This is a genomic window from Flavobacterium sp. MR2016-29 (genome assembly GCF_015350695.1).
Classification (GTDB): Bacteria; Bacteroidota; Bacteroidia; order Flavobacteriales; family Flavobacteriaceae; genus Flavobacterium.
On record NZ_JADKPU010000001.1, the window covers coordinates 592,205 to 615,304 of the forward strand.

The 23,100-nt window shown below is 31.6% G+C and carries 25 protein-coding genes; 16 read left to right on the top strand and 9 right to left on the bottom strand.

Going from position 1 to position 23,100, the window contains the following annotated elements; translation table 11 throughout:
* Positions 1-66: 66 nt before the first annotated feature.
* Both rpsR and rpsF read right to left on the bottom strand, forming a co-directional pair.
* Positions 67-363, bottom strand: coding sequence for a 30S ribosomal protein S18 (gene rpsR, locus IR010_RS02695; protein ID WP_002987043.1), 297 nt, complete (start codon positions 361-363; stop codon positions 67-69).
* Positions 364-368: 5 nt separating this feature from the next.
* Positions 369-710 carry a 30S ribosomal protein S6 gene (rpsF, locus tag IR010_RS02700; RefSeq protein ID WP_029269562.1) on the bottom strand — a complete coding sequence of 114 codons (342 nt, stop codon included), beginning with the start codon at positions 708-710 and terminating at the stop codon, positions 369-371.
* A gap of 176 nt (positions 711-886) precedes the next feature.
* On the opposite strand from rpsF, the gene IR010_RS02705 reads away from it, so the two are divergent.
* On the top strand, positions 887-1,585 hold the full coding sequence (locus tag IR010_RS02705; RefSeq protein WP_029269560.1) for a LytR/AlgR family response regulator transcription factor: 699 nt from the start codon (positions 887-889) through the stop codon (positions 1,583-1,585).
* Between the two features lie 4 nt (positions 1,586-1,589).
* On the opposite strand, the gene priA is transcribed toward IR010_RS02705, so the two are convergent.
* The 5 genes from priA to nadC form a co-directional block, all read right to left on the bottom strand.
* Complete coding sequence (priA, locus tag IR010_RS02710) at positions 1,590-4,037, bottom strand: primosomal protein N' (protein ID WP_194566659.1); 2,448 nt, start codon at positions 4,035-4,037, stop codon at positions 1,590-1,592.
* A 26-nt stretch (positions 4,038-4,063) separates the two neighbouring features.
* Positions 4,064-4,807 (bottom strand): subclass B1 metallo-beta-lactamase, encoded by a 744-nt coding sequence (bla-B1-FLAV, locus tag IR010_RS02715; RefSeq protein WP_194566661.1) that lies wholly within the window; start codon positions 4,805-4,807, stop codon positions 4,064-4,066.
* Positions 4,808-4,823: 16 nt separating this feature from the next.
* On the bottom strand, positions 4,824-5,252 hold the full coding sequence (locus tag IR010_RS02720) for a DUF2147 domain-containing protein (protein ID WP_194566663.1): 429 nt from the start codon (positions 5,250-5,252) through the stop codon (positions 4,824-4,826).
* Between the two features lies 1 nt (position 5,253).
* Positions 5,254-6,177 carry a YihY/virulence factor BrkB family protein gene (locus IR010_RS02725; protein WP_029269552.1) on the bottom strand — a complete coding sequence of 308 codons (924 nt, stop codon included), beginning with the start codon at positions 6,175-6,177 and terminating at the stop codon, positions 5,254-5,256.
* Positions 6,178-6,256: 79 nt separating this feature from the next.
* Positions 6,257-7,114, bottom strand: coding sequence for a carboxylating nicotinate-nucleotide diphosphorylase (gene nadC, locus IR010_RS02730; RefSeq protein WP_194601323.1), 858 nt, complete (start codon positions 7,112-7,114; stop codon positions 6,257-6,259).
* Positions 7,115-7,397: 283 nt separating this feature from the next.
* Here nadC and IR010_RS02735 point away from each other — a divergent pair, with 283 nt between their 5' ends.
* The 6 genes from IR010_RS02735 to rlmH all read left to right on the top strand — a co-directional run bounded on the left by IR010_RS02735 (position 7,398) and on the right by rlmH (position 12,518).
* A complete protein-coding gene (locus IR010_RS02735; RefSeq protein ID WP_194601327.1) occupies positions 7,398-8,495 on the top strand; it encodes a DNA alkylation repair protein in 1,098 nt (365 codons plus the stop codon).
* Between the two features lie 239 nt (positions 8,496-8,734).
* Positions 8,735-9,616 carry a pirin family protein gene (locus tag IR010_RS02740; RefSeq protein WP_194601330.1) on the top strand — a complete coding sequence of 294 codons (882 nt, stop codon included), beginning with the start codon at positions 8,735-8,737 and terminating at the stop codon, positions 9,614-9,616.
* A 2-nt stretch (positions 9,617-9,618) separates the two neighbouring features.
* On the top strand, positions 9,619-10,014 hold the full coding sequence (locus IR010_RS02745; protein WP_029269539.1) for an OsmC family protein: 396 nt from the start codon (positions 9,619-9,621) through the stop codon (positions 10,012-10,014).
* A gap of 6 nt (positions 10,015-10,020) precedes the next feature.
* On the top strand, positions 10,021-10,305 hold the full coding sequence (locus tag IR010_RS02750; protein ID WP_194601333.1) for a GNAT family N-acetyltransferase: 285 nt from the start codon (positions 10,021-10,023) through the stop codon (positions 10,303-10,305).
* Positions 10,306-10,538: 233 nt separating this feature from the next.
* The gene (locus IR010_RS02755) at positions 10,539-11,954 is read left to right on the top strand and encodes an adenosine deaminase (RefSeq protein WP_194601337.1); all 1,416 of its coding nucleotides are present in this window, start codon (positions 10,539-10,541) and stop codon (positions 11,952-11,954) included.
* Between the two features lie 90 nt (positions 11,955-12,044).
* Positions 12,045-12,518, top strand: coding sequence for a 23S rRNA (pseudouridine(1915)-N(3))-methyltransferase RlmH (gene rlmH / locus IR010_RS02760; protein WP_029269532.1), 474 nt, complete (start codon positions 12,045-12,047; stop codon positions 12,516-12,518).
* A gap of 23 nt (positions 12,519-12,541) precedes the next feature.
* On the opposite strand, the gene IR010_RS02765 is transcribed toward rlmH, so the two are convergent.
* Together IR010_RS02765 and folP are read right to left on the bottom strand one after the other, a co-directional pair.
* Complete coding sequence (locus tag IR010_RS02765; protein WP_194601340.1) at positions 12,542-13,171, bottom strand: hypothetical protein; 630 nt, start codon at positions 13,169-13,171, stop codon at positions 12,542-12,544.
* Between the two features lie 171 nt (positions 13,172-13,342).
* Positions 13,343-14,167: a dihydropteroate synthase gene (folP, locus tag IR010_RS02770; protein WP_194601343.1), complete on the bottom strand. Its 825-nt coding sequence runs from the start codon at positions 14,165-14,167 to the stop codon at positions 13,343-13,345.
* Between the two features lie 229 nt (positions 14,168-14,396).
* Between folP and IR010_RS02775 the strand changes: the two genes are divergently transcribed.
* From IR010_RS02775 to IR010_RS02815, 9 genes are all read left to right on the top strand, one after another.
* Complete coding sequence (locus tag IR010_RS02775; RefSeq protein ID WP_194601346.1) at positions 14,397-14,939, top strand: DUF1599 domain-containing protein; 543 nt, start codon at positions 14,397-14,399, stop codon at positions 14,937-14,939.
* An 85-nt stretch (positions 14,940-15,024) separates the two neighbouring features.
* The gene (locus IR010_RS02780) at positions 15,025-16,125 is read left to right on the top strand and encodes a BT_3928 family protein (RefSeq protein ID WP_194566683.1); all 1,101 of its coding nucleotides are present in this window, start codon (positions 15,025-15,027) and stop codon (positions 16,123-16,125) included.
* A 157-nt stretch (positions 16,126-16,282) separates the two neighbouring features.
* Complete coding sequence (locus tag IR010_RS02785; RefSeq protein ID WP_194566685.1) at positions 16,283-16,945, top strand: dienelactone hydrolase family protein; 663 nt, start codon at positions 16,283-16,285, stop codon at positions 16,943-16,945.
* 433 nt (positions 16,946-17,378) lie between these two features.
* The gene (locus IR010_RS02790) at positions 17,379-17,873 is read left to right on the top strand and encodes a TlpA family protein disulfide reductase (RefSeq protein ID WP_194566687.1); all 495 of its coding nucleotides are present in this window, start codon (positions 17,379-17,381) and stop codon (positions 17,871-17,873) included.
* A 106-nt stretch (positions 17,874-17,979) separates the two neighbouring features.
* A complete protein-coding gene (gene tpiA, locus IR010_RS02795; protein WP_194566689.1) occupies positions 17,980-18,732 on the top strand; it encodes a triose-phosphate isomerase in 753 nt (250 codons plus the stop codon).
* A 238-nt stretch (positions 18,733-18,970) separates the two neighbouring features.
* Positions 18,971-19,804, top strand: a complete 834-nt coding sequence (gene prmA, locus IR010_RS02800; protein WP_194601349.1) for a 50S ribosomal protein L11 methyltransferase — start codon at positions 18,971-18,973, stop codon at positions 19,802-19,804.
* Between the two features lie 34 nt (positions 19,805-19,838).
* Positions 19,839-20,114 carry an ATP-dependent Clp protease adaptor ClpS gene (locus tag IR010_RS02805; protein WP_029269514.1) on the top strand — a complete coding sequence of 92 codons (276 nt, stop codon included), beginning with the start codon at positions 19,839-19,841 and terminating at the stop codon, positions 20,112-20,114.
* Positions 20,115-20,236: 122 nt separating this feature from the next.
* Positions 20,237-21,754 (top strand): WG repeat-containing protein, encoded by a 1,518-nt coding sequence (locus IR010_RS02810; protein WP_194601352.1) that lies wholly within the window; start codon positions 20,237-20,239, stop codon positions 21,752-21,754.
* 83 nt (positions 21,755-21,837) lie between these two features.
* Entirely contained in the window at positions 21,838-23,088 is a 1,251-nt protein-coding gene (locus tag IR010_RS02815; protein WP_194601355.1) for a sterol desaturase family protein, read from the top strand.
* Positions 23,089-23,100 lie beyond the last annotated feature (12 nt).

The following is a 23,100-nucleotide window of genomic DNA, read 5'->3' on the forward strand; positions in this document are numbered from 1 at the left end:
GTTGTTGTCCTTATATTTTAGAAGTTAGGTTCTGCTCTAACAGAAACCAGCGACTAGAGTTTTTAATTATTTTAATAAATCGGCCACGTATGGCATTAAAGCTAAGTGACGAGCTCTTTTTACAGCTACAGAAACTTTTCTTTGGTATTTCAATGAAGTTCCAGTTAAACGACGAGGAAGAATTTTTCCTTGCTCGTTAACAAATTTCAATAAGAAATCAGCATCTTTATAATCGATGTATTTGATTCCTGATTTTTTGAAACGACAGTACTTTTTAGTTTTGTTAGTTTCAATGTTTAAAGGCGTTAAATATCTAATATCTCCGTCTTTTTTTCCTTTTGCAGATTGCTCTATTGTAGACATAATAATTAAGCTTTAGTAGATTTTAATTTTGCTCTTCTTCTTTCAGCCCAAGAGATAGCGTGTTTGTCTAAACTTACAGTTAAGAAACGCATAATTCTCTCATCACGTCTAAATTCAGTTTCAAAAGCGATTAGGACTTCTCCTGCTACTTTGTACTCAAATAAGTGATAAAAACCACTTTTTTTGTTTTGGATTTCGTAAGCCATTTTTTTCAGACCCCAATCCTCTTTCGATACCATTTCAGCTCCTCTGCTAGTAAGAAATTCTTCAAATTTCGTTACTGTTTCCTTCACCTGAACCTCAGATAAAACGGGATTTAAAATGAAAACAGTTTCATAATGATTCATAAATACAATATTTATTTGTTAAAATTGGGTGCAAAAGTAGTGAATAATTTTATATATACAACATAATTCTGCTTTTATTCGTCGTAAAGTAAAAAATACACGCTGACTTTAGTTTTTTTTGCAAAAAAATAATACATTTACTACTGCTATCCTGAATTTATTTTAAATTAAATGTTATGAAACTAAACTGTGTTGTTGTAGATGATAGTTCGATACAAAGGACAATTATTGCAAAATTAGTTAATAATCACCCAGGTTTGCACTTAATCGGGGACTTTTCTAATGCAATAGAAGCAAAAAGCTGTATATCTTTAAATAATATTGATTTAATATTTTTAGATATTGAAATGCCTGTTATTAACGGTTTCGACTTCCTTGACGGACTAAAATCTAAACCGCAGATTATATTTATTACTTCTAAAGCTGAATACGCTTTAAAAGCATTTGACTATGATGCTACAGATTACCTGCAAAAACCAATTGCTGTAGATCGTTTTAACGCTTCTGTTAAGAGAGCTATTGATATGCATTTGCTTAAAAAAGAAGTAAAAGAAGAAGAAGGCGAACATATCTTCATTAAAAGCAATCTTAAAAAACTTAAAATTTTCACAGCTAAAATCAAATGGATTGAAGCTTTTGGAGATTATGTAAGAGTAGTAACAGAAGATGACAGTAATTTGGTCCTTTCGACTATGAAATCTTTTGAAAATGATTTATCAAAAGAAAAATTTATTCGCGTACACAAGTCCTATATTATTAACATAGACAAAGTTGAACGCTTTAACAGTAAATTTGCCGAAATCGGAATCACTAAAATTCCGCTTAGCCGCAACAAAAAAGAAGATTTAGTCAAAGCATTGTCTACTTCATCTTAAATTATTAATAAAAATCGACATTCGCAATTACCTTTATAGCCCTATATTGAGCAACAGCTTCAAAACTATTCAACATTTTCTGAATAGTTTTTTTTGTATTTCCTAAATGAAGATTTTGAGGAATCTTAATCAAAATAGTTCTTATATATTCATTTCTTATTCTGCTGATCGCTGGTTCTTCCGGTCCTAAAACCGGCATATTCAAATTCTGGCTCAGTACCTGATACAGCCACATTGAACCTTCTTTTAATTTATCAAAATCGCGATGCTTTAATGTCAGTTTTATAATTCTGAAGTAAGGCGGATATTTATAGATTTGTCGGTCGTATAATTGCTCCTTATACATACCTATATAATTATGCGTTGTAACTTGCTGAATGGTATTATGATTTGGATTATAAGTTTGAATCACCACTTTTCCTTGTTTTTCTGATCTTCCAGCTCTTCCCGCCACTTGCGTCATCATTTGAAAACTGCGCTCAAATGCTCTAAAATCTGGATGATGCAGCATATTATCAGCATTCATAATTCCAACTAGACTTACATTATCAAAATCAAGACCTTTGGCCAGCATTTGCGTTCCCACCAAAATATCAATTTCTCTGTTTTTAAATGTATCTATAATTTTCTCAAATCCAAATTTGCCACGTGTGGTATCCTGATCCATTCTTCCTGTTTTAGCCTTTGGAAAAAGAGCGCTTAATTCTTGTTCTATTTGTTCAGTTCCAAAACCTTTCGTGGTTAAATCTATACTTGAACAACTATGGCAATGTGTTGGTTTTGCAATAGAATACCCGCAATAATGGCAACGCAGCTGATTTTTATGTTTATGAAAAGTCAGGCTCACATCGCACTGCTGACAATGCGGAACGTGTCCGCACGTTAAACATTCTATTATAGGCGAATATCCTCTTCTGTTTTGAAACAAAATAACCTGTTCGCCCAAAGACAAAGCTTCTGCAATTTCTTCAATTAAAAGATCACTAAAATGACCTGTCATTCTTTTCCTGAAATGTTTGTCTTTTAAATCAACTAAAACAACTTCAGGCATTCGAACATTATTATATCTTTCGGTAACGGTTACCAAACCATATTTATCAGTTTGTGTATTAAAGTAGGTTTCAATACTAGGTGTCGCAGATCCTAAAAGCACTTTTGCATTATGAAAATTAGCCAAAACAATTGCAGCATCTCGCGCGTGATATCTTGGCGCCGGATCTGTCTGCTTAAAAGTCTGCTCGTGTTCTTCATCGACAATAAGTAAACCTAAATCTTTAAAAGGCAAAAATAAAGCCGATCTTGCTCCTATTACAATTCGTGCTTTTTCTGAATTTTCAAGTGTTTGTCTCCACACTTCTACTCTTTCATTATTACTGTATTTAGAATGAAATACAGCAACCTTATCTCCAAAATGAAGTCGTAATCTTGAAACCAATTGTGTTGTAAGCGCGATTTCTGGCAACAGATACAAAACCTGTCTTCCTGTTGCTAAATATTCTTCAATTAACTTTATATAAATTTCAGTCTTACCGCTAGACGTAACACCATGAAGGAGACAAACTTCTTTTTCTGATAAGTTTTTTTTAATTTCATCAAAAGCTGTTTGCTGAGCCTCACTAAGTGTAAGTTTTTTTTCTGATTTTTCTCCATTAAATGAAACCCTATCATGCTGTAAATAATACTCTTCGAAAATTTCTTTTTCGATCAGAGCTTTCACAACTGTAGAAGTAGAATTCGAAACCTCAACCAATTTTTTAACCGTTATGGGCTTTTTTTCTGAAGCGCTTATTTGGAAATAAGCCATAACAATTTCCTTTTGTTTATTAGCGTTTTTAAGTACTTCCAGCAATTCTCCTAAACCTTGATCTGATTCGTATTTTGAATGTAATTTTACATAGCGAATCAGTTTTGGTTTATAGCTTTCTTTTATTTCTTCTTCTAAAACAATGATATCTTTTGCCATTAATTTTTGAAGAATAGGAAGGATATTTTTCTTGTTTAAAATCGAAATAATCTCCTGAACCTTAAGCGAACTTTGATGATGCAAAGCTTCAAAAATTAAGAACTCGTCATCAGAAAGCTCAGAATCATTTACAACAATTTCTGGCTTTCGCGAAATAATGGTTTCACTTTCTAATAATAATCCGGTCGGAAAAGCACCTCGATATACATCGCCAATACCACACATATAATAGTTTGCTACCCAAAGCCAATGTTTAATTTGAATTTCGGTAGCAATTGGTTTCTCGTCTAATATTTGATGAATCTCTTTGGCTTCATATAATTGTGGCGCATTTTCATGAATATCTAAAACAAGTCCTGTATAGATTTTATTTTTAATAGGCACCGCCACCCTCATTCCTTTTTTAATAAAATGAAATTCAGCCTCAGAAACACGATACGTAAGGGGTTTAACTAAGGAAAGCGGTAAAATAACTTCGACAAAAAACATGTAGATATTTTATAGGATTGGGAAAATTACTTTTTATTTGATGGTTTAGCCAAATATTCCTGAACCAATTTCAAAGTATGATGGAGAGATTCTGTATTTGTCCAATCTTCGTGACCCGGAATAATATATATGGGATTTTTAAATTTAGCCTGCACTTTTTTAATTGATTTCTCCCATTCTTTTACATCAGAATCAGCCAAATATCCTAAATCTTTCGCATCAGCGCTTTTTATAAAACAAGCTCCATAAAGTACTTTTTCTTTGTCAAACCAAACTATAATATTATCTGGAGCATGACCTTTTCCTGGATAATAAACCTGAAAAGTATATTGCCCCACAGTAAATGTCGTGTCATTTGGAATTACAAATTCGGCCCTTTTTTCGTTGTTCTTTTTAAGAATTTCATCTGTTAATTTTATAGTATAAGTTTTGATTCGTTTCTGTCGATAAAAATCCAATCCTCCGGCACGATCATCGTGAGAATGTGTAGCAAAACACATAACAACTTCTTTATTATGTTTTGCTTTAATACTGTCTAATAAAGGTTGAAACTGTGTTCGATCCCAGGGCGCATCAAACAGAACAACTCCTTTATCTGTAACTAAATACATGGCATTGGCAGAAATAAGCGTTCCATTATAATCATGAAACGTTTTATAAACATAAAAGTCACCTGTAAGATGACTTATTTGTAATGGCGAATTTTTAGATTGTCCAAAACTGGTTGAAAGCAGGACAAAGAATAAAATTATCGATGCTAATTTTCGCATGTGTATTTCAAAAAAATTAATTTTTCACTCTTGTCCAGTATTGTGTTCTTCCCATAATAGAAATTCCAACGTAACCGCGAAGTTTTAATTTATCAGCAGATTCTAATGAAATATAACATTTGTATTTTTTTCCGTTTGTAGGATCTAAAATACTTCCGTCATTATATTCGGATCCGTCCTTTTTAAGTCCGTTTATAATAATCATCCCTAAAATTGGTTTATTTTTATCTGCTCCATCACATTTAGAACACAAATCTTTTTTATGACTTTCACGAAGTATCTCTACCACTTTTCCATAAATTTTTCCTGACTTTTCGTAAATCTCTACTACTGATTTAGCCTCACCTGTTTCATCGTCAATTGTTTTCCATTTCCCAACAACACTTTGAGCCTGAGTACTCAAAGCAAAGAAAAAAACACCAATCGTTAACATCCAATTTTTCATATTATTTATTTTTTTTTTGTTTTAATTTTCTGATAGAAGCGTTCAATTCGAACCCTAAAAGCAGAATCATACAGTTAATCCAAATGTAAAACATTAGAATTAATAATGTGCCAATAGAACCATAAAGTTCGTTATATTTTGAGAATTTTATAACCCAAATCCCAAAAAAGAACGAAGATATAACAATTAAGATCGTTGTAAAAACAGATCCGATGCTGATAAAAGGTACTTTATTATACTGTTTTGTACCATAACGCAATAATATTGAAGATGTTATCAGAATCATTAAAATAACAAACAAATATCGGCCCAAAATTATCAGCGGTATACGATCACTTAATACATCCTGAATAATCGTCTTCTGAATAAAGACCTCAAATACCACAATCGTCGCCACTGTCACAAACAAAATAATGGTCATAAGAAGCGAAATTGCAAGTGCTACTAAATACTGGCTAAAAAAACCACGTTTATCAAATACATGTTTTGATGATTCAAAACCGCTCAGAATTCCGTTAATACCATTTGCCATCAAAAAAATCGAAAGCAAAAATCCAGATGATAATAATCCAGAGTGACTGTTATTTAAAATATCACTGATAATTTTACTGATTGCATCATATGTATTTGGCGGTACTCCTTGTTGTACAAACTGAAGAAAATCGGCCTGAAATCCTTCTATTGGAATAAAAGGAATTAAGTTTAAAATAAATAATGTAAAAGGAAACAGAGCCATAAAAAAGCTAAACGAAACGGCGCTGGCATGATACGAAAAGGCACCTTCGAGAATTCCGAGTGTGTACATTTCGAGTAAATCATACAACGAAAAACCCTCTAGCCAAGGCAATTTTATTTGCTTAAAAAAACGAGCTGCAGAACGTAATACCGGAATTTTTTCAATCCGATCTTCTATTTCTTGAGACATATTTTTAGATTTTTAGACTTCTTAGAGGTTAGACTTCTTCGACTTTTAAATTAATAATTGATCATTTACAATTAACAATTTAAAACGCTTTTAAGCTCAAATCCATGTTATGAATTGAGTGCGTTAAAGCTCCAGATGAAACATAATTTACGCCACAAAGTCCATATTCACGAAGTGTTTTTTCATTGATATTTCCTGAAGATTCTGTCTGGCATTTTTTACCAATCAGCGCGACTGCTTTTTTAGTATCTTCATAATTAAAGTTATCAATCAAAATTCTGTGAACTCCGTCGCTTAACAAAATTTCACGAATTTCATCTAAGTTTCTAGCTTCAACAATAATCTTTAAATCAAGATTATTGGCTTTCAAATATTCTTTGGTTTTCTTTATCGCTAATGTAATTCCTCCAGCAAAATCAATATGATTGTCTTTCAGCATCACCATATCATAAAGTGCATAACGGTGGTTCTCTCCTCCTCCTATTTTTACTGCCCATTTTTCAGCCACTCTAAAATTTGGAGTTGTTTTACGTGTATCTAAAATTTTCGCACCAGTTCCTTCTAAAAGCTGTGCATATTGATTGGTTTTTGTTGCAATAGCCGACATTCTTTGCATGGTATTTAAAACCACTCTTTCCGCCTTTAAAATAGATTGCGAACTTCCTGAAACCTCAAAAACAACTTCGCCATATTCAACATGTGTTCCGTCTTGTATAAAGGTTTTTACCTTTAATTTTGGATCTACATATTCAAAAATCATTTTTGCAAGCTCTACACCTGCTATAATTCCTTGATCTTTTACTAATAATTTTGCTTGTCCGTGCGCCGTATCCGGAATACATGCCAGCGAACTATAATCGCCCGGGCCTACATCTTCGCGAATTGCATTACTGATTAATAGTTGTAATTCGGTTTGAAATTGTACTTCGCTAATCATTTTTCTTAATTTTTATAAGATGCTAAAGTAGGATTTATTTTGGGGATTTGAAAGTTTCCTTTCTGTGAAAAATTCCTTAAGAGTAAAAAAATGAATCCAAATTATAAGGAAAAGGTTTATTTTTTTAAACGTATAGCAACATAGGCCTTCAGTTCTGTGAAAAGGTGTTTCACTTGCGTTAATTCACATAGCAGATGTATATACCATCTATTAAAATTTCCTATACAATCTATAATTTTAATTAGAAACATTAAATACCTTTGAAGTTCATTCAAATAAAATCATGGGATTAATTAAAGATATTTACTCGGTTTCTTTTTACGAAAAATTGGGTCAGGCTGTCGCCGAAGTGCATCCTTCTTTCAATAAACAAAAATTTATTGAAGCCGTTTATGAAGGTGATTTTGCTCAAAAAGAATGGAAAGAACGAATGAAACATACAACAATTGTATTTCATCAATTTATGCCTGAAAACTTTACTGAGGCCGTTTCTTTAATTGACAAAACCATTCAGAAACTTAAAAACAAGTTTACAGAAGGTAATTTGGCGTTCATATTCTTCGCTGATTATATCGAAATATACGGAATAGATGATTTTAAAACTTCGGCTAAAGCGTTTGTTTCAATTACTCAATTTATAAGTTGTGAATTTGCGGTTCGTCCATTCATATTAAAATATAAAGAAAAAATGATCGATGAAATGATTAAATGGTCGTTGCATGAAAATCATCATGTTCGAAGATTAGCCAGCGAAGGTTCACGTCCTAGATTACCTTGGGCAATGGCAATTCCGTTTTTGAAAAAAGATCCAGCTTCTATTTTGCCAATTTTAGAAAATCTAAAAAATGATCCTTCAGAATATGTGCGCAGAAGCGTTGCTAATAACTTAAATGATATCGCTAAAGATAATCCGCAGATTGTGTTAGAAATTGCCTCTAAATGGAAAGGCTGTAGCAAAGAAACAGATGCCATTATAAAACACGGCTCTCGAACTTTATTAAAACAAGGTCATCCAGAAATTTTAAGTCATTATGGTTTAGAGAGTACCAATATTGAGCTTTCATCTTTTGAAATTAAAACACCAATCGTGAAAATTGGAGATTATCTGCAGTTCCAATTTCATTTAAATAATAAAAACCCAGAACCAAAAAACATTCGTTTAGAATATGCGGTTCATTATAAAAAGGCAAAAGGACATTTGGCTAAAAAAGTTTTTAAAATCAGTGAGAAAAGCTATCAGCCAAATCAATTAATTAAGGTTGAAAGAAATCAATCTTTTAAATTGATTACAACGAGAGTTTTTCATATTGGAAATCATCAACTTTCGATTATTATTAATGGAAAGGAGAGCGAAGTTTTAGAGTTTGAATTGATTGATTGATTGATTGATTGATTGATTGATTGATTGATTAAATGGAGCGAATTCTCATTTTTTTTCATTCCGATCCCGAAGCCTCGGGATCGGAATGAAAAAACGACTATATAATAAAGTACTATTTGAATTATTCGACATTTTCCTTACTTTTATAGATAATACAAATAACAGCTTTTCTTAACCTAAATTAAGTTACAGATTACTATCGCAACTGTAATTTTGTTTTCAAATCAAATAAAATAACCATGTCAAATATCAGTTTAATTATCGAAGAACGTGCAGCCAATATCGGCAACTTTATGGTAGGCCGTTTATTGCCTTTCCGTGAAAAAAGAGCTGTGGGTCCATTTGTATTTATCGATCATATGGGACCAGCACATTTAAGTGATCATGAAAATATGGACGTTCCTCCACATCCGCATATCGGACTTTCGACTCTTACTTTTTTGTTTGAAGGAAGTATCATGCACCGCGATAGTTTAGGAACTGAACTAGAAATAAAACCTGGCGCTGTAAACTGGATGACAGCCGGAAAAGGAATTGTTCACTCTGAAAGAACCCCTGAATATTTAAGACATTCAGACAAAATGCTACACGGATTGCAGATTTGGGTGGCGCTTCCTAAAGACTTAGAGCAAATGGATCCGAATTTTACACATGTAGAAGCAGATGATATTCCGGCTTGGGAAGAAGACGGCGTTTCGTATAAATTAATTGCGGGAGAAGCTTTTGGTAAAAAATCGCCAGTTCCTGTTTACAGTCCACTATATTTTATTGAAATTAAAAGTACTGAAGCCAAGAAAATCAATATCGGACACCACTTATTCGGCGAAAGCGGTTTATATATTTTAGAAGGAAGCATTAAAAGCGGTGAACACGTTTACGATCCGAAACAGATTTTAATTACAAATGACAGCACACTTTGTGAGTTTGAATTAGCTGCAAATTCTACCGTCTATATCTTTGGAGGAACGCCGTTTCCTGAAGAACATTTTATCTTTTGGAATTTTGTCTCCTCGGATAAAAACCTAATCGAAAAAGCCAAAAAAGACTGGACAGAACAAACTTTCCCGAAAGTTCCCGGCGAAACTGAATTTGTGCCTTTACCTGAACCAAGAATCAAATAAATATGGATACAATAGCAGCAAAAATCGATACACGTTTGTATCGAACGGAAATAGAATCAGCAAGCGGCAATATTTTAATTGCAGATGAACCTCAGGAAATTGGAGGGAAAAATTTAGGACTTAATCCGTCAGAACTTTTGGCAGCATCATTAGCTTCCTGCACCATAATCACTTTGCGAATGTACATCAATCGCAAACAATGGGAGGTGTCAGAAATTAACATCAAAATTGATTTTGAAAGAGATGCTGATCGAAATGTGGCCTTATTTAGCAGAAAAATAGAAGTTATCGGCGATATCAATGAAGAACAAAGACAACGTTTAGAGACCATTGCCAACAGCTGCCCAATACACAAAGTATTAATGCATTCAATAGAAATTAAAACAACCTTATTATAAATCAATATGGAAATAAAACAAATAAACGATATAAAAAAAGGCTATTTTGAAGCCATAGAAGAAGGAAAAGAAGCAGGTAAAATGACTTATACTTGGGCAGGCGATTCTAAATTTATCATCGACCATACCGAAGTAAATGAAGAGTTTAGCGGAAAAGGTGTTGGCAAAAAATTAGTTCTCGCAGCAGTAGATTACGCTAGAAGTAACAATTTAAAAATTATCCCGCTTTGTCCTTTTGCAAAAAGTGTTTTTGATAAGAATGAAGATATTAGGTATGTATTGTTTTCGTAAGATGCTAAGGTTCTAAGTTGCTAAGATTATAAGTTTTTTTACCGCAAAGCACACAAAGAATTACGCAAAGTTCGCAAAGTTTTTCAGGCAAAGCTTTGCGAACTTTTGCGTTTATATTAAGCTATGTCTGGGATAAAACCTTGCGTTCTTTGCGGTAAAAATCACCATAATCAAAATCAATTTTAAAATCTCCTCCAAAACTCTTACATTTGCATGTAATTTAAACTTAGAGTATGACGAGGATAATTACACTTTTCTGTTTTTTTATAGCACAAATCGGCTTTTCTCAAACAGCTGAAAATTATTTAGAAAAAATAAGAAATAATGAAGCTCTCTTAACAGCTTTTTTTCAACAAATGCCAAAAGGCGGCGATTTACATCACCATTTTTCAGGATCTATTTATGCAGAACCTCTTTTAGAAAGAGCAATTGCTGAAGATTTTTATCTTAATTTAGAAACTATGCAAGTTTCGAAAACTAAACCTGCAAAAGGCAACTGGCAAACATTCTCCTCTCTTAAAGAGGAAGGAAAACTGGCTTTTTACCAACAGCAAGTAATGCAGACGTGGTCAGTTAAAGATTATAACGGATCTGTACCTTCTGATGATCAGTTTTTTGACTCTTTCCAGAAATTCGAACCTACTATAAAAGGCCATTTTGCGGAAGGAATGCTCGAATTAAAAAAGCGTGCCATTGCAGAAAACGTCAGTTATATCGAAACGCAATTCTCTACAATTCCGTGTGATATGAATGTTTCAGATTTGAGTGATTTTAATACAAAATTACGCCAAGCTTCTGCACAAAAAGATGAAAAAGCAGTACTTAAACTTTTAGAGGAACTGTACAAATCTATTCAGCAAAAAGACGCTAAAAAATACGCTTTAGATTTCAATACTAACTTCATCGCAAAACTGCATAAAGACTTAAAGATTGATGACGAAAAGTTCACTATGCGTTATCAAAATTTTGTACTTCGCTTTATGGATCCGGTTGATTTATTCAAAAACCTGACTATCGCTTTTATCTCAGCAAACGACAGCAAATTGGTTGCTGGCGTAAATATCGTTTCTCCTGAACATGGCGAAAACTCAATGAAAGATTATTGGCTTCATATGGTGATGTTTAAATATTGTCACTCGAAATTTCCAGATGTAAAATATACGCTTCATGCCGGAGAACTGACTTTAGGTTTGGTAGAGCCAGAAGATTTGACTTGGCACATTAATGACGCGATCTATATTGCAGGTGCTAAAAGAATTGGGCACGGAGTTGATATCGCATACGAAGCAAATTCGTATGATTTATTGAAATATATGTCAAAAAATATTATTCCGATTGAGATTAATTTAGCAAGCAACGAATTTATTTTGAAAGTAAAAGAAAACAGACATCCGTTTACGCTTTATAAGGAATTTAATGTTCCAATTGTCATTAGCACAGACGACGCCGGAATTTTAAGAAGCAATATGACAGAACAATATGTTTTATTAGCCAAAAGATATCCTGATGTTTCGTATGCCATTATTAAGCAATATGTTTATAACAGTATCAATTATAGTTTTATTCAGGATGAAGCGGTTAAAAAACAATTAATCAAAGATCTTGATAATCGTTTTAAAACTTTTGAAGCGAAATTTTCTAAAAATTAAACTCTAAGCCTAACAGGTTTTAAAAACCTGTTAGGTTTGTCCATATCTATAAAAAATAAAATTTGTGTAATTAGTGGCAAAAAAATAAATATGAATATCAAACTCATCGCCATTGGCAAAACAGATAATAAATCGCTTCAAACTTTGATTGACGATTACACCAAACGTTTGTCGTTTTACATCAAATTTGATTTAGAGATTATTCCAGATATTAAAAACGTCAAAAACCTATCTGAAAGTCAGCAAAAAGAAAAAGAAGGCGAATTGATTTTGTCGAAACTAACGCCAACAGATCAATTGATTTTATTAGATGAAAACGGAAAAAATTTCTCAAGCGTTGGTTTTTCTGAAGAATTACAAAAGAAAATGAATTCCGGAATCAAAACGTTGGTTTTCGTAATTGGCGGTCCATACGGATTCTCTGATACGGTTTACAGCAAAGCGCAAGGGAAAATTTCGCTTTCGCTGATGACGTTTTCGCATCAAATGGTTCGTTTATTTTTTATCGAACAATTGTATAGAGGATTTACCATTTTACGAAATGAACCTTATCATCATCAATAAAGATTTTGTTTCAGTTTTGAGAACTAAAAAATGAATTCTTTTGGAATTTCGTCGTTATAAGAATCTAGTTTTTTAAATAATATTTTATTTTGAATATATTCCTGATAGCTCATATTTTTATCAAACTGCAAATACACTTTGGGTTTTACAAAAAAAGCGATACGGCTAATATGTTCTAAGGTTTCTTCTTTTTTAGTTTCTTCGTTATTCACCAAAACGATATTACTTCCTTTCTTAAAATAAATTACTAAATCGCCTGTTGTAGGTTTTTCCATTGCGTAATACACTTTCGTGAAAGGCAAAAAGGCTAAATTTTTTCCAACAGAATCAGCATACGAATAATAATTTTCGGCTTTTTCATTTTTGTGGGCACTTTCACCACGTTTTTTTTCCTGAAGTTTTATTATCTCAGGAATAACCAATCTTAAAGGCAAACGTTTGTCAATATTGAAAATCCAATTGGTTGAAATTATGCTGTTTTTGCGATTCACATCGGCGATTGTATCTTTTCCTTCAATTTTAAAAAAGATGTAAATTGGCGAAAGATCTTGTACATCTTTTACAATTGTGACATTTGATTTTGGAAGTAAAACGTCTTCTTTACTTGCACAGGAAAAAAGAAGGAAAGCGATAATCAAAGTAAAGTATTTCATTTTTTTTATTTTTTTATTTTTTTATTTTATAACACAAAGTATGTCATTTCGACGGAGGAGAAATCACACTCGAAACTCGACAAGATTTGCGATTTTCATTGAGTAATTACGTGTGTAATTTCTCTCCCGAAGGCTCGGGATCGAAATGACAAACTGCACGAATTATTTATATTAAAAACTAATTTTATTAAACAAAGTAACACATTCCATCGCTTCTTTAACATCATGCACGCGAAGAATTTTCGCACCCTTCGTCAAAGCTATTGTATTGAGAAACGTTGTTCCGTTTAATGCTTCTTGTGGCGTAACATTAAGTGTTTTATAAATCATCGATTTTCTAGAAATCCCAGCTAAAATAGGCAATTCTAAAAGATTAAAAAGTTCCATTTTTTGCATGACTTCATAATTTTGATCGGTTGTTTTGGCGAAACCAAACCCTGGATCTAATATTAAATCATTAATTCCTAGGCTTCTCGCTTTTTTTACTTTCTCAGAAAAATAGAAAAGCATTTCTTTCACTATATCTTCATAGTGCGTTAAACTCTGCATTGTCTGCGGATTACCGCGCATGTGCATCATAATGTATGGAACATTATATTTTGCAATAACCTCAAACATTTTGTCGTCTAATTCGCCCGAAGCAATATCGTTAATCATCGCAGCGCCGCTTTCTATACTCGCTTTTGCAACTTCGGCTCTAAAAGTATCTATCGACAATAAAGTTGCTGGAAAATGCTTTAAAATCAATTCAATTGCCGGAACAATTCGGTCGATTTCTTCTTGTTCTGATACAAATTCCGCACTTGGCTTACTTGAATAGGCGCCAATATCTATAAATGATGCGCCTTCAGAGAGCATTTTATCTACTTGTGAGATTATTTCGTCTTCGTTTTTATATTTTCCTCCGTCAAAGAAAGAATTTGGCGTAACATTCAAGATTCCCATTACTTTAGGAATCGATAAATCTATAAGGTCGCCTTTGCAGTTAATCAACATATGTTTTTATTTTTTGTTTCATGTTTCATGTTTCATGTTAATGTAGATTGCGAAAGCTCTTCAAATTGAAACTAAGAAAACCTGAAACCTGAAACTTTTTATTTTTGATTTCAAGTTGTGCATTAACACTTTGTTTAGAAAAAACTTGAAACAAAGAGAACCTGAAACTTGAAACTCTTAAAAAATTATCCTTATTTTTGAAGAAATTTTAGCAAATATACAGCAATAAATGAAGAATACTTCCCTTGAATTTGATAATGTAATTACGGTTTGCCGCACCTTATTTATCAATAAAATGAAAGATTACGGCAGTGCATGGAGAATATTAAGACTTCCGTCATTGACCGATCAAATATTCATAAAAGCACAAAGAATCAGAAGTCTGCAAGAAAATGATATCCGTAAAGTGGATGAAGATGAAAAAGGAGAATTTATCGGAATCATTAATTATTCTATCATGGCATTGATTCAATTAGAATTAGGAGTTGTAGACCAACCTGATTTGGATGTTGAAAAAGCAACCCAATTATATGACGCTAAAGTAAAGTTAACCAAAGAGTTAATGGAAGCTAAAAATCACGATTATGGAGAAGCTTGGCGCGATATGCGTGTAAGTTCACTAACAGATTTGATTCTTCAAAAACTGCTTCGCGTAAAACAAATAGAAGATAATAAAGGTAAAACTTTAGTTTCTGAAGGTATTGACGCTAATTATCAGGATATGATTAATTATTCTGTTTTTGCTTTAATTTTAAACCCTATCAATAAATAAAAATTCCAAAAAATAAATTCCAAATTCCAAAGTTTAATATTGGAATTTGAGATTTTAATAAATTGGAATTTAAATAAATCTTCCTATGAAAAACATTATTACTCAATTCTCCCGATTATTTGTCGGTGTATTATTTATCATTTCCGGATTAATAAAACTAAACGACCCAGTTGGTTTCTCTTATAAATTGGCCGAATATTTTAGCGAGCCGGTTTTTAATATGCCATTTTTAGAGCCATTGGCTTTAGGTTTAGCAATTTTCTTAGTTATTTTAGAAGTAATTTTAGGAGTAATGCTTTTGGTTGGTTATAAATCAAAATTAACGATTTGGGCTTTATTGGTATTAATCGTTTTCTTCACTTTCCTTACCTTCTACTCGGCTTATTTTGATGTTGTAAAAGATTGTGGCTGTTTTGGAGATGCCTTACATTTAACACCTTGGCAATCATTTACAAAAGATGTTGTATTGCTTTTCTTCATCTTGATTTTATTCTTCAATCAGAAATTAGTTAAGCCATTATTTTCAAATTCAATAACAAATCTAGTTGTTTTGATAAGCGTTGCCCTATCAGCATTTATGGCGTTTTGGGTATTAAACCATAATCCGTTAAAAGATTTTCGTCCTTACAAAGTAGGAACAAACATTGAGAAAGGAATGGAAATTCCGGAAGGCGCTCCAAAATCAGTTGTCGAAATGACTTTTATCTATAAAGTAAATGGCGTTGACAAAGAATTTACAGAAAAAGATTTAGCAAATATTCCTGAAGGCGCAACATTTGTAGATCGTAAAGACAAAGTAATTACTGAAGGTTACGTACCGCCAATTCATGATTTTACGATGACAAAAGACGATTCTGATTATAAAGAAGAATTATTGAAAGAACCAAAATTAGTAATTTTTGTTACATACGATTTAGCTTTCTCTAATCCAGAGGGAATGCAAAAGTTAGCCAAAGTTAATGCAGACGCAAAAGCAAAAGGATACAAAGTTGTTGCGATGACGGCTTCTGGAGCAGATGAAATTGCAAAAGCTAAAAAACAATACGGTTTAGATGTCGATTTCTACTTCTGCGATGCAACAGCTTTAAAAACAATTGAAAGAGCAAATCCAAGTATTGTAATATTGAATAACGGAACTATAATTCAAAAAGTACATTATAATGATGTTGATGATTTGAAATTGTAAAAATCTCGAATCAATACGATTTTAACTGCGTCAATTTTGCTATCAATTTAGCTGAATTGGCGTTTTTTTGTTATTAACATTACGTAAGAAAAATAGTAAATCAGAAATTTTGTTTTTTATATTTGTTTTGAAATTATTCTAAAAAACAAACCTTTCTATGAAACAATTACCAAAGTTGTTATTTACTTTTGTGCTTACTATTTTTTTAGTTGCTTCAGGCTATAGCAAATCAAAAACATCAAATAACGATCAACGATATATATTTTTTTTGCATAATAAATTCATTGAAGAAAATGATTTAAGCGTTCCTCATCCTGAATATGGGAAAGCAGAATACAATGAAATATTAACTTCATTTAGAGCAGATAATTTTATTGTTTACAGCGAAATAAGAAGCAAAAATACCAATGCTGCAAAGTATGCCAAAAAGATCGTCAAGCAAATCAAGGCGTTATTAAAAAAAGGCGTTTCGTCAAATAAAATCACCGTAATCGGAACTTCAAAAGGAGGTTATATTGCTCAATATGTTTCAACTTATTTAGCAAATCCGGATGTGAATTTTGTATTTATTGGATGTTTTAGAGATTCGGATATTGAAGAAATTCCAGATATTAATTTCTGCGGTAATATTTTAACCATTTATGAAAAATCAGATATCTATGGTGTATCAGCAATTAAAAGAAAAGAAACTTCAAAGCTTAAAATAAATCATTTTAAAGAAATCGAATTACATACCAATCTTAAACATGGCTTTTTGTACAAAGCTTTAGATGAATGGATTGCACCAAGCAAAAAATGGGCTAACGGCAATTATAATTAAAGTAGTTTAAAATTCCTTAAAATAGAAATTGTAGAAAATCTTATATTTACTTAAAATGATAAAAAGAGCTTTTTTTAATGCTCTTTTTTTATACTTCTGCTTCTTAAAAAAAGCTGATTTATGACGTTTTTTTATCTTCACAAAATAGCAGAAAATAAAAAATAACCCTTTTATTGATGGATCAAAAAATATATTTAAAAAAAAATCTGATTTTTAAGTCCAACTATTACGATTTCATTCTGTTTTTTCTAACCTAAATTTTATGTTTTGTTATAAAATAAACGAGTCTTCAAATTTTGTTAATCTCCATTTGGCTTTCAATTTGTTTGTTTAACTTTGTTGGGAAACTTTAAATTATGAAATGGCCACGATTCTAAAACCAAATACAATGGAAGAATGGCGTACCAATTACATTAAAAAATAAAATATTAATATGAAACAATTAGCTCTAGTCTTTATTGCATTTATTACATTTTCATGTTCACAAGCTCAAAAAACAAGTTTTTCTAAAGAAGCTTTGTCTGAAAAATTATTAACTCTTGATGGAGGTCAGACTTCTTTCAAAAACATTTTAAAAAAATATAAAGGAAAAACTTTAGTAATCGAAGTTTGGGCTTCTTGGTGTGGCGATTGCGTAAAAGCAATGCCAAAAGTAAAAGAACTTCAAGCTAACAATCCTAACGTTTCGTACTTATTTCTTTCTGCTGATAAAACGGCTGACAAATGGAAAATAGGAATTGAGAAACACGAATTAAAAGGCGATCATTTTATGATGAACGACGGAATGAAAGGTGTTTTTGGCAAAGCAATAGATTTAGATTGGATTCCGAGATATATTATTGTTGACAAAACAGGAAAAATCGTTTTATATCGTGCTATCGAAACTGATTTTGATAAAATCAATGTAACTTTAGCAAGCTTAAAATAATTTGCAATCGGAATTCACAACGGCAATATCATTAAATTAAAATTTCAATGATTAAGCTAAACTTCAAAAAAAAACAAAAATTAAAAGAATAATAAAAACTACCAAAATGAGAAAAAAGATTGTTGCAGGAAACTGGAAAATGCATAAAAACGCTGGACAAACTGAAGAATTATTAAACGAATTAATTGCTAAAATACCAGCACAAACTACTGCGCAAGTAATTGTTGCCCCAACATTTGTAAATTTACAAGCTGCTGTTGCAAAAGTAAAAAATACAACTATTGGAGTTGCTGCACAAAATGTTCACCAAGCTGAAGGCGGAGCTTTTACAGGAGAAATTTCTGCAGACATGCTAACTAGCATTGGTGTAAAAACAGTAATTCTTGGTCACTCTGAGCGTAGAGCTATTTTTCACGAAACAGATGCATTAATCGCAGACAAAGTTGATACTGCTTTGAAACATGAAATGACTGTAATTTTCTGTTTTGGAGAAGAACTAAAAGATCGTCAATCAGGAAATCATTTTAATATTGTTGAAAACCAATTGCGTGATGGAATCTTTCATATTGCAAAAGAATCTTGGGCAAATGTTGTTTTAGCATATGAGCCAGTTTGGGCAATTGGAACCGGAGAAACGGCTTCGCCAGAACAAGCTCAGGAAATGCACGAATTTATTAGAGAAACTATCCGTAAAGCTTTTGGAGCTGACATCGCTGATGAAGTTTCTATTTTATACGGCGGATCTGTAAAACCAGACAATGCAAAAGAAATCTTTGGTAAACCAGATGTTGATGGTGGTTTAATTGGAGGTGCTGCTTTAAAAGCAGATGACTTTTTAGCAATTGTTACTGCTATCTAATTTTAGATTTTAGATTTTAGATTTTAGATTTTAGATTTTAGATTTTAGATTTTAGATTTTAGATTTTAGATTTTAGATTTTAGATTTTAGATTTTAGATTTTAGATTTTAGATTTTAGATTTTATACTTACAAAAACCATTCGCGATGCGAATGGTTTTTTCGTATTGGGATTTGGAATTTGGTTTTTTTAAATTGAAATTTATAATTTAAGAATTACCTTTGCAAAAAAAATTATTTATGTCGAATATATATTTAGGATATCATTTTACGATTGAACCGAAAGAACCAGGATCAGAAATTTTAATTGCTGAGTTGGGCGAAAAAGCTTTTGAAACTTTTACAGAAACAGAAAACGGAATTTCGGCTTATGTAAAGAAAGATTTATGGGATGAAAACATTCTAGATGACATTTATATTTTGCAGTCAGAGGAATTTAAAATCGAATATACCGTCGAAGAAATCGATCAGGTTAACTGGAATGAAGAATGGGAAAAGAATTTTGAAGCTATTGATGTTGATGGAAAATGCCACGTTCGCGCTCCTTTTCACCCAAAAACTAATGCCGAATTTGATATTGTAATAGAGCCAAAAATGAGTTTTGGAACTGGTCATCACGAAACAACGCATATGATGATCCAGCATTTGCTTGAAATGGACGTTGAAGGCTTAAAAACTTTAGATATGGGTTGTGGAACAGCTATTTTAGCAATTTTAGCTGAAATGAAAGGCGCTCAGCCAATTGACGCCATCGACATTGACAACTGGTGTTATTTGAATTCGATTGAAAATGCAGAACGCAATAACTGCAAACACATTACCGTTTACGAAGGCGATGCTGCGTTATTAGCAGGCAAAAAATATGATTTGATCATCGCAAATATCAACAGAAATATTTTGTTGAATGATATGCAGGCTTATGTAAATTCTTTAAACCCAAAAGGAATTATTTTATTCAGTGGTTTTTACGAAGAAGATATTCCTTTTATTGATGCTTCATGCACGGAAAAAGGATTGACATATGTTAAAAAATTTCAAAGAAACAACTGGGTTTCATTAAAATACGTAAATTAGTTTAGTAATTACTACAGTACAAAAACTTAAAAACATGAGTACTAAAGAAAAAGTAAGAGAAAGAGTCCGAGAAAAGGAAGCGACGGGTTTCAACAACGAAATCATTGTTTACAACGACGATGTAAACACTTTTGATCACGTAATTGATACTTTGATGCGTGTTTGCAATCATACACCGGAGCAAGCAGAACAATGTTCTTTAATTGTACATTATAACGGTAAATGCACTGTAAAAACTGGCCCGATGGATAAGTTAAAACCTCAATGCACACAACTTTTAGAAGCAGGTTTAAGCGCTGAAATTGTTTAATTGCAAAAAATAATCTAACACAGAAGCATTCTATTTATTCTATATTTGAATAAAATAGAATGCTTTTTTATTTTAAGCCGATTCATTTGATTTTTTACTTATAATTTACGAAAATTAAAATCATGAAATACCTCAAATTTCTTCTATTTTTATTCCCTTTAATCTCTTTAAGCCAGCAAAAATTTGATAATCTTCGTGAGCAATTGATAAAAGATAAAACACTGGGATATGAATACGTATATGCTTACGAAAACAATTATGCAGTTTTTAGAACTTTTAAAGGAAAAATGGGATTAATAGACACTCTTGCAAATGTCATTATCAAACCTACTTATGATTATATCGATAATAAAAAAGAACTTAAAAATATATTTGAAGTTGTAAAAACGATTAATAAAAAATTCAAACGCGGTTATATTGATTTAAAAGGAAGCGTTAGAATTCCACTAGAATATGATGATATTTATTATTTACAAAAAGGCCTCATTAGAGTTTCTAATAATAACAAAACAGGTGTTTTAGATACCCTAAACAAAACAATTCTTCCTATAAAGTTTGAAAGCATAATGAGTCAAGACGGCATTTTGTTTGTTGAAAATAATAATTCGATCGACCTTTTTGATTCCAAAGGAAAGCAATTAACAAACTTTCAAGCAAAAGATATTGAATACTTTACCAATAAAAAATCTATCGCGACGCTGCAAAACAATACTACATTAATTCTCAATAATGAAGGTGCTGTTGTATTGAATACTATTAAAAATCATAAATTTGAAAAAATAATTGGTTCAGATTCGTATATCATTCGCAACACCGTTACTAATAAAAAAGGTGTTCTAAATTCATCCGGGAAGTATGAAATTGAATGTAAATATGACGACATTTTACCATCAAACTCCATTTATATCGTTAAGGAAAAGGACAAATATGGTTTTGTAACTAAAAATGATTCCACTTTAAAACGATTAATTTACAATTCAATTTATACTGTAAATTACAAAGATACTTCTCAATTCAAAAATCAATATCTCGCACAGAAAGGCGATTTAAAAGCTATAATAAATCCTTTTATAGAGAAAGAAGTAATTCCATTTCAATATCAAAACATACAAGCTTTTTCAAACTATTATATCACAACCAATTTAGACAATAAAAATAGTTTGTTTTCCGAAAATGGAGAATTAATTGTTCCTGAAGGTTATGAGTTTTATAATGGTTTCCAGAATAAAATTTTCGCAGTAAAAAATTCCAAAAATTATCTTCTCACAATAAATAATCTAAATTATTCTGAAGTAGAAATTCCCGTTAATGAATTTGTAAAAAAACAATATTTTTCAAACGGAATTTCTGAAAGCAAGTATCAAATATTTAAAAACGAAAATAAATTTGGCGTGATCAGCAATGAAAATAAAATTGTTATTCCATGCGAATTTAGTTCGATCGAACAGATTTATTCTACTGGAGAATTTATTGTTCAGAAAAATAAAAAATATGGAGTTGTAAATGCCAAAAATGAGGAACTTTTAGAAATAAAGTATGATACTTTTCAACCAGTAAAGGAAGTGATCAAATTTGAAATTAAAAATCAAAAAACACCAAAAATTTATTTTATTAATTTTTACCAAAATCTAGATTACTAGTATTTTATTAATTTGATTCTTTAAATAATTTACAAAACATTCTATTTTATTTTATATTTGAAATAAAATAGAATGTTTTTTTTATGGAAGAATACGGAAAGATATTGATTATCGCAACGCCTATTTTTTTAGCATTAATTGTAATCGAAAAAATATATGGCATTTATAAGAAGGACGATACCGCTCCCTTAATAGACAGCGTATCGAGTATAAGTTCCGGAATTACAAATTCTGTAAAAGACGTTTTAGGACTTAGCCTTACTTTTATTTCTTATGAATGGCTGGTTTCTAAAATTGCCATCTATCATTTAGAACCTAATGTTCTCTCCTACTGTATTGCTTTTTTTGTGATTGATTTCTATGGATATTGGAGTCACAGATTAGCACATCAAATTAATTTTCTCTGGAACAAACACGCTATTCACCACAGCAGTGAAGAGTTTAATCTGGCCTGCGCTTTGCGTCAGCCAATTGCCAGTTTAGTCAATTTATTTACTTTTTTATTGATTCCGGCCGCATTGCTTGGAGTTCCTGCATCTGTAATTACAATCACTTTGCCTCTGCACTTATTTTTGCAATTTTGGTATCATACCAAACATATTAAAAAAATGGGATTTATAGAAAATATTTTGGTCACGCCTTCACATCATCGTGTGCATCATGCTATAAATCCAGAACATTTAGATAAAAATCATTCTCAGATTTTTATTTTTTGGGATAAGCTTTTCGGTACTTTTCAGGCCGAATTAGAAGATGTTCCTCCGGTTTTCGGTATTACAAGACCCGCCAATACATGGAATCCAATCAAAATTAATTTTCAGCATTTGAGTTTGTTAATTTCTGATACATGGCGCGCTGAAAATTGGAAAGATAAATTAACGATTTGGTTTAAACCAACTGGCTGGCGTCCTGAAAATTTTGAAGAAAAATATCCCGTAAACAAAATAGAAAATGTTTTTGATTTTGAGAAATACGGGACAAAAAACTCGAAAAAACTGATTTATTGGTCAGTAGCACAGGTTCTTATAACACTTTTGTTTGTTACTTATCTGTTTGATAATATTGCTAAAATTGGTCTTCCAAATATCTTTATTTATGGTTTATTTATTTTGGCAACCATTTACAGCTATACTGAATTGATGGATAAAAGCAAATATGCCATTTTTTGGGAAGGTCTGCGTTTTGCTATTGCAATCGGAATCATTTTGTTTTACAGCGATTGGTTTGGATTAAATCTTATTTTTTCAGCGAGTAATTATATCATTTTAACTTATTTAACCCTATCTTTTCTAACTGCGATTTATTTTGTAAAAATCGATTTCAAAACTAACTAAATAACCAACAAA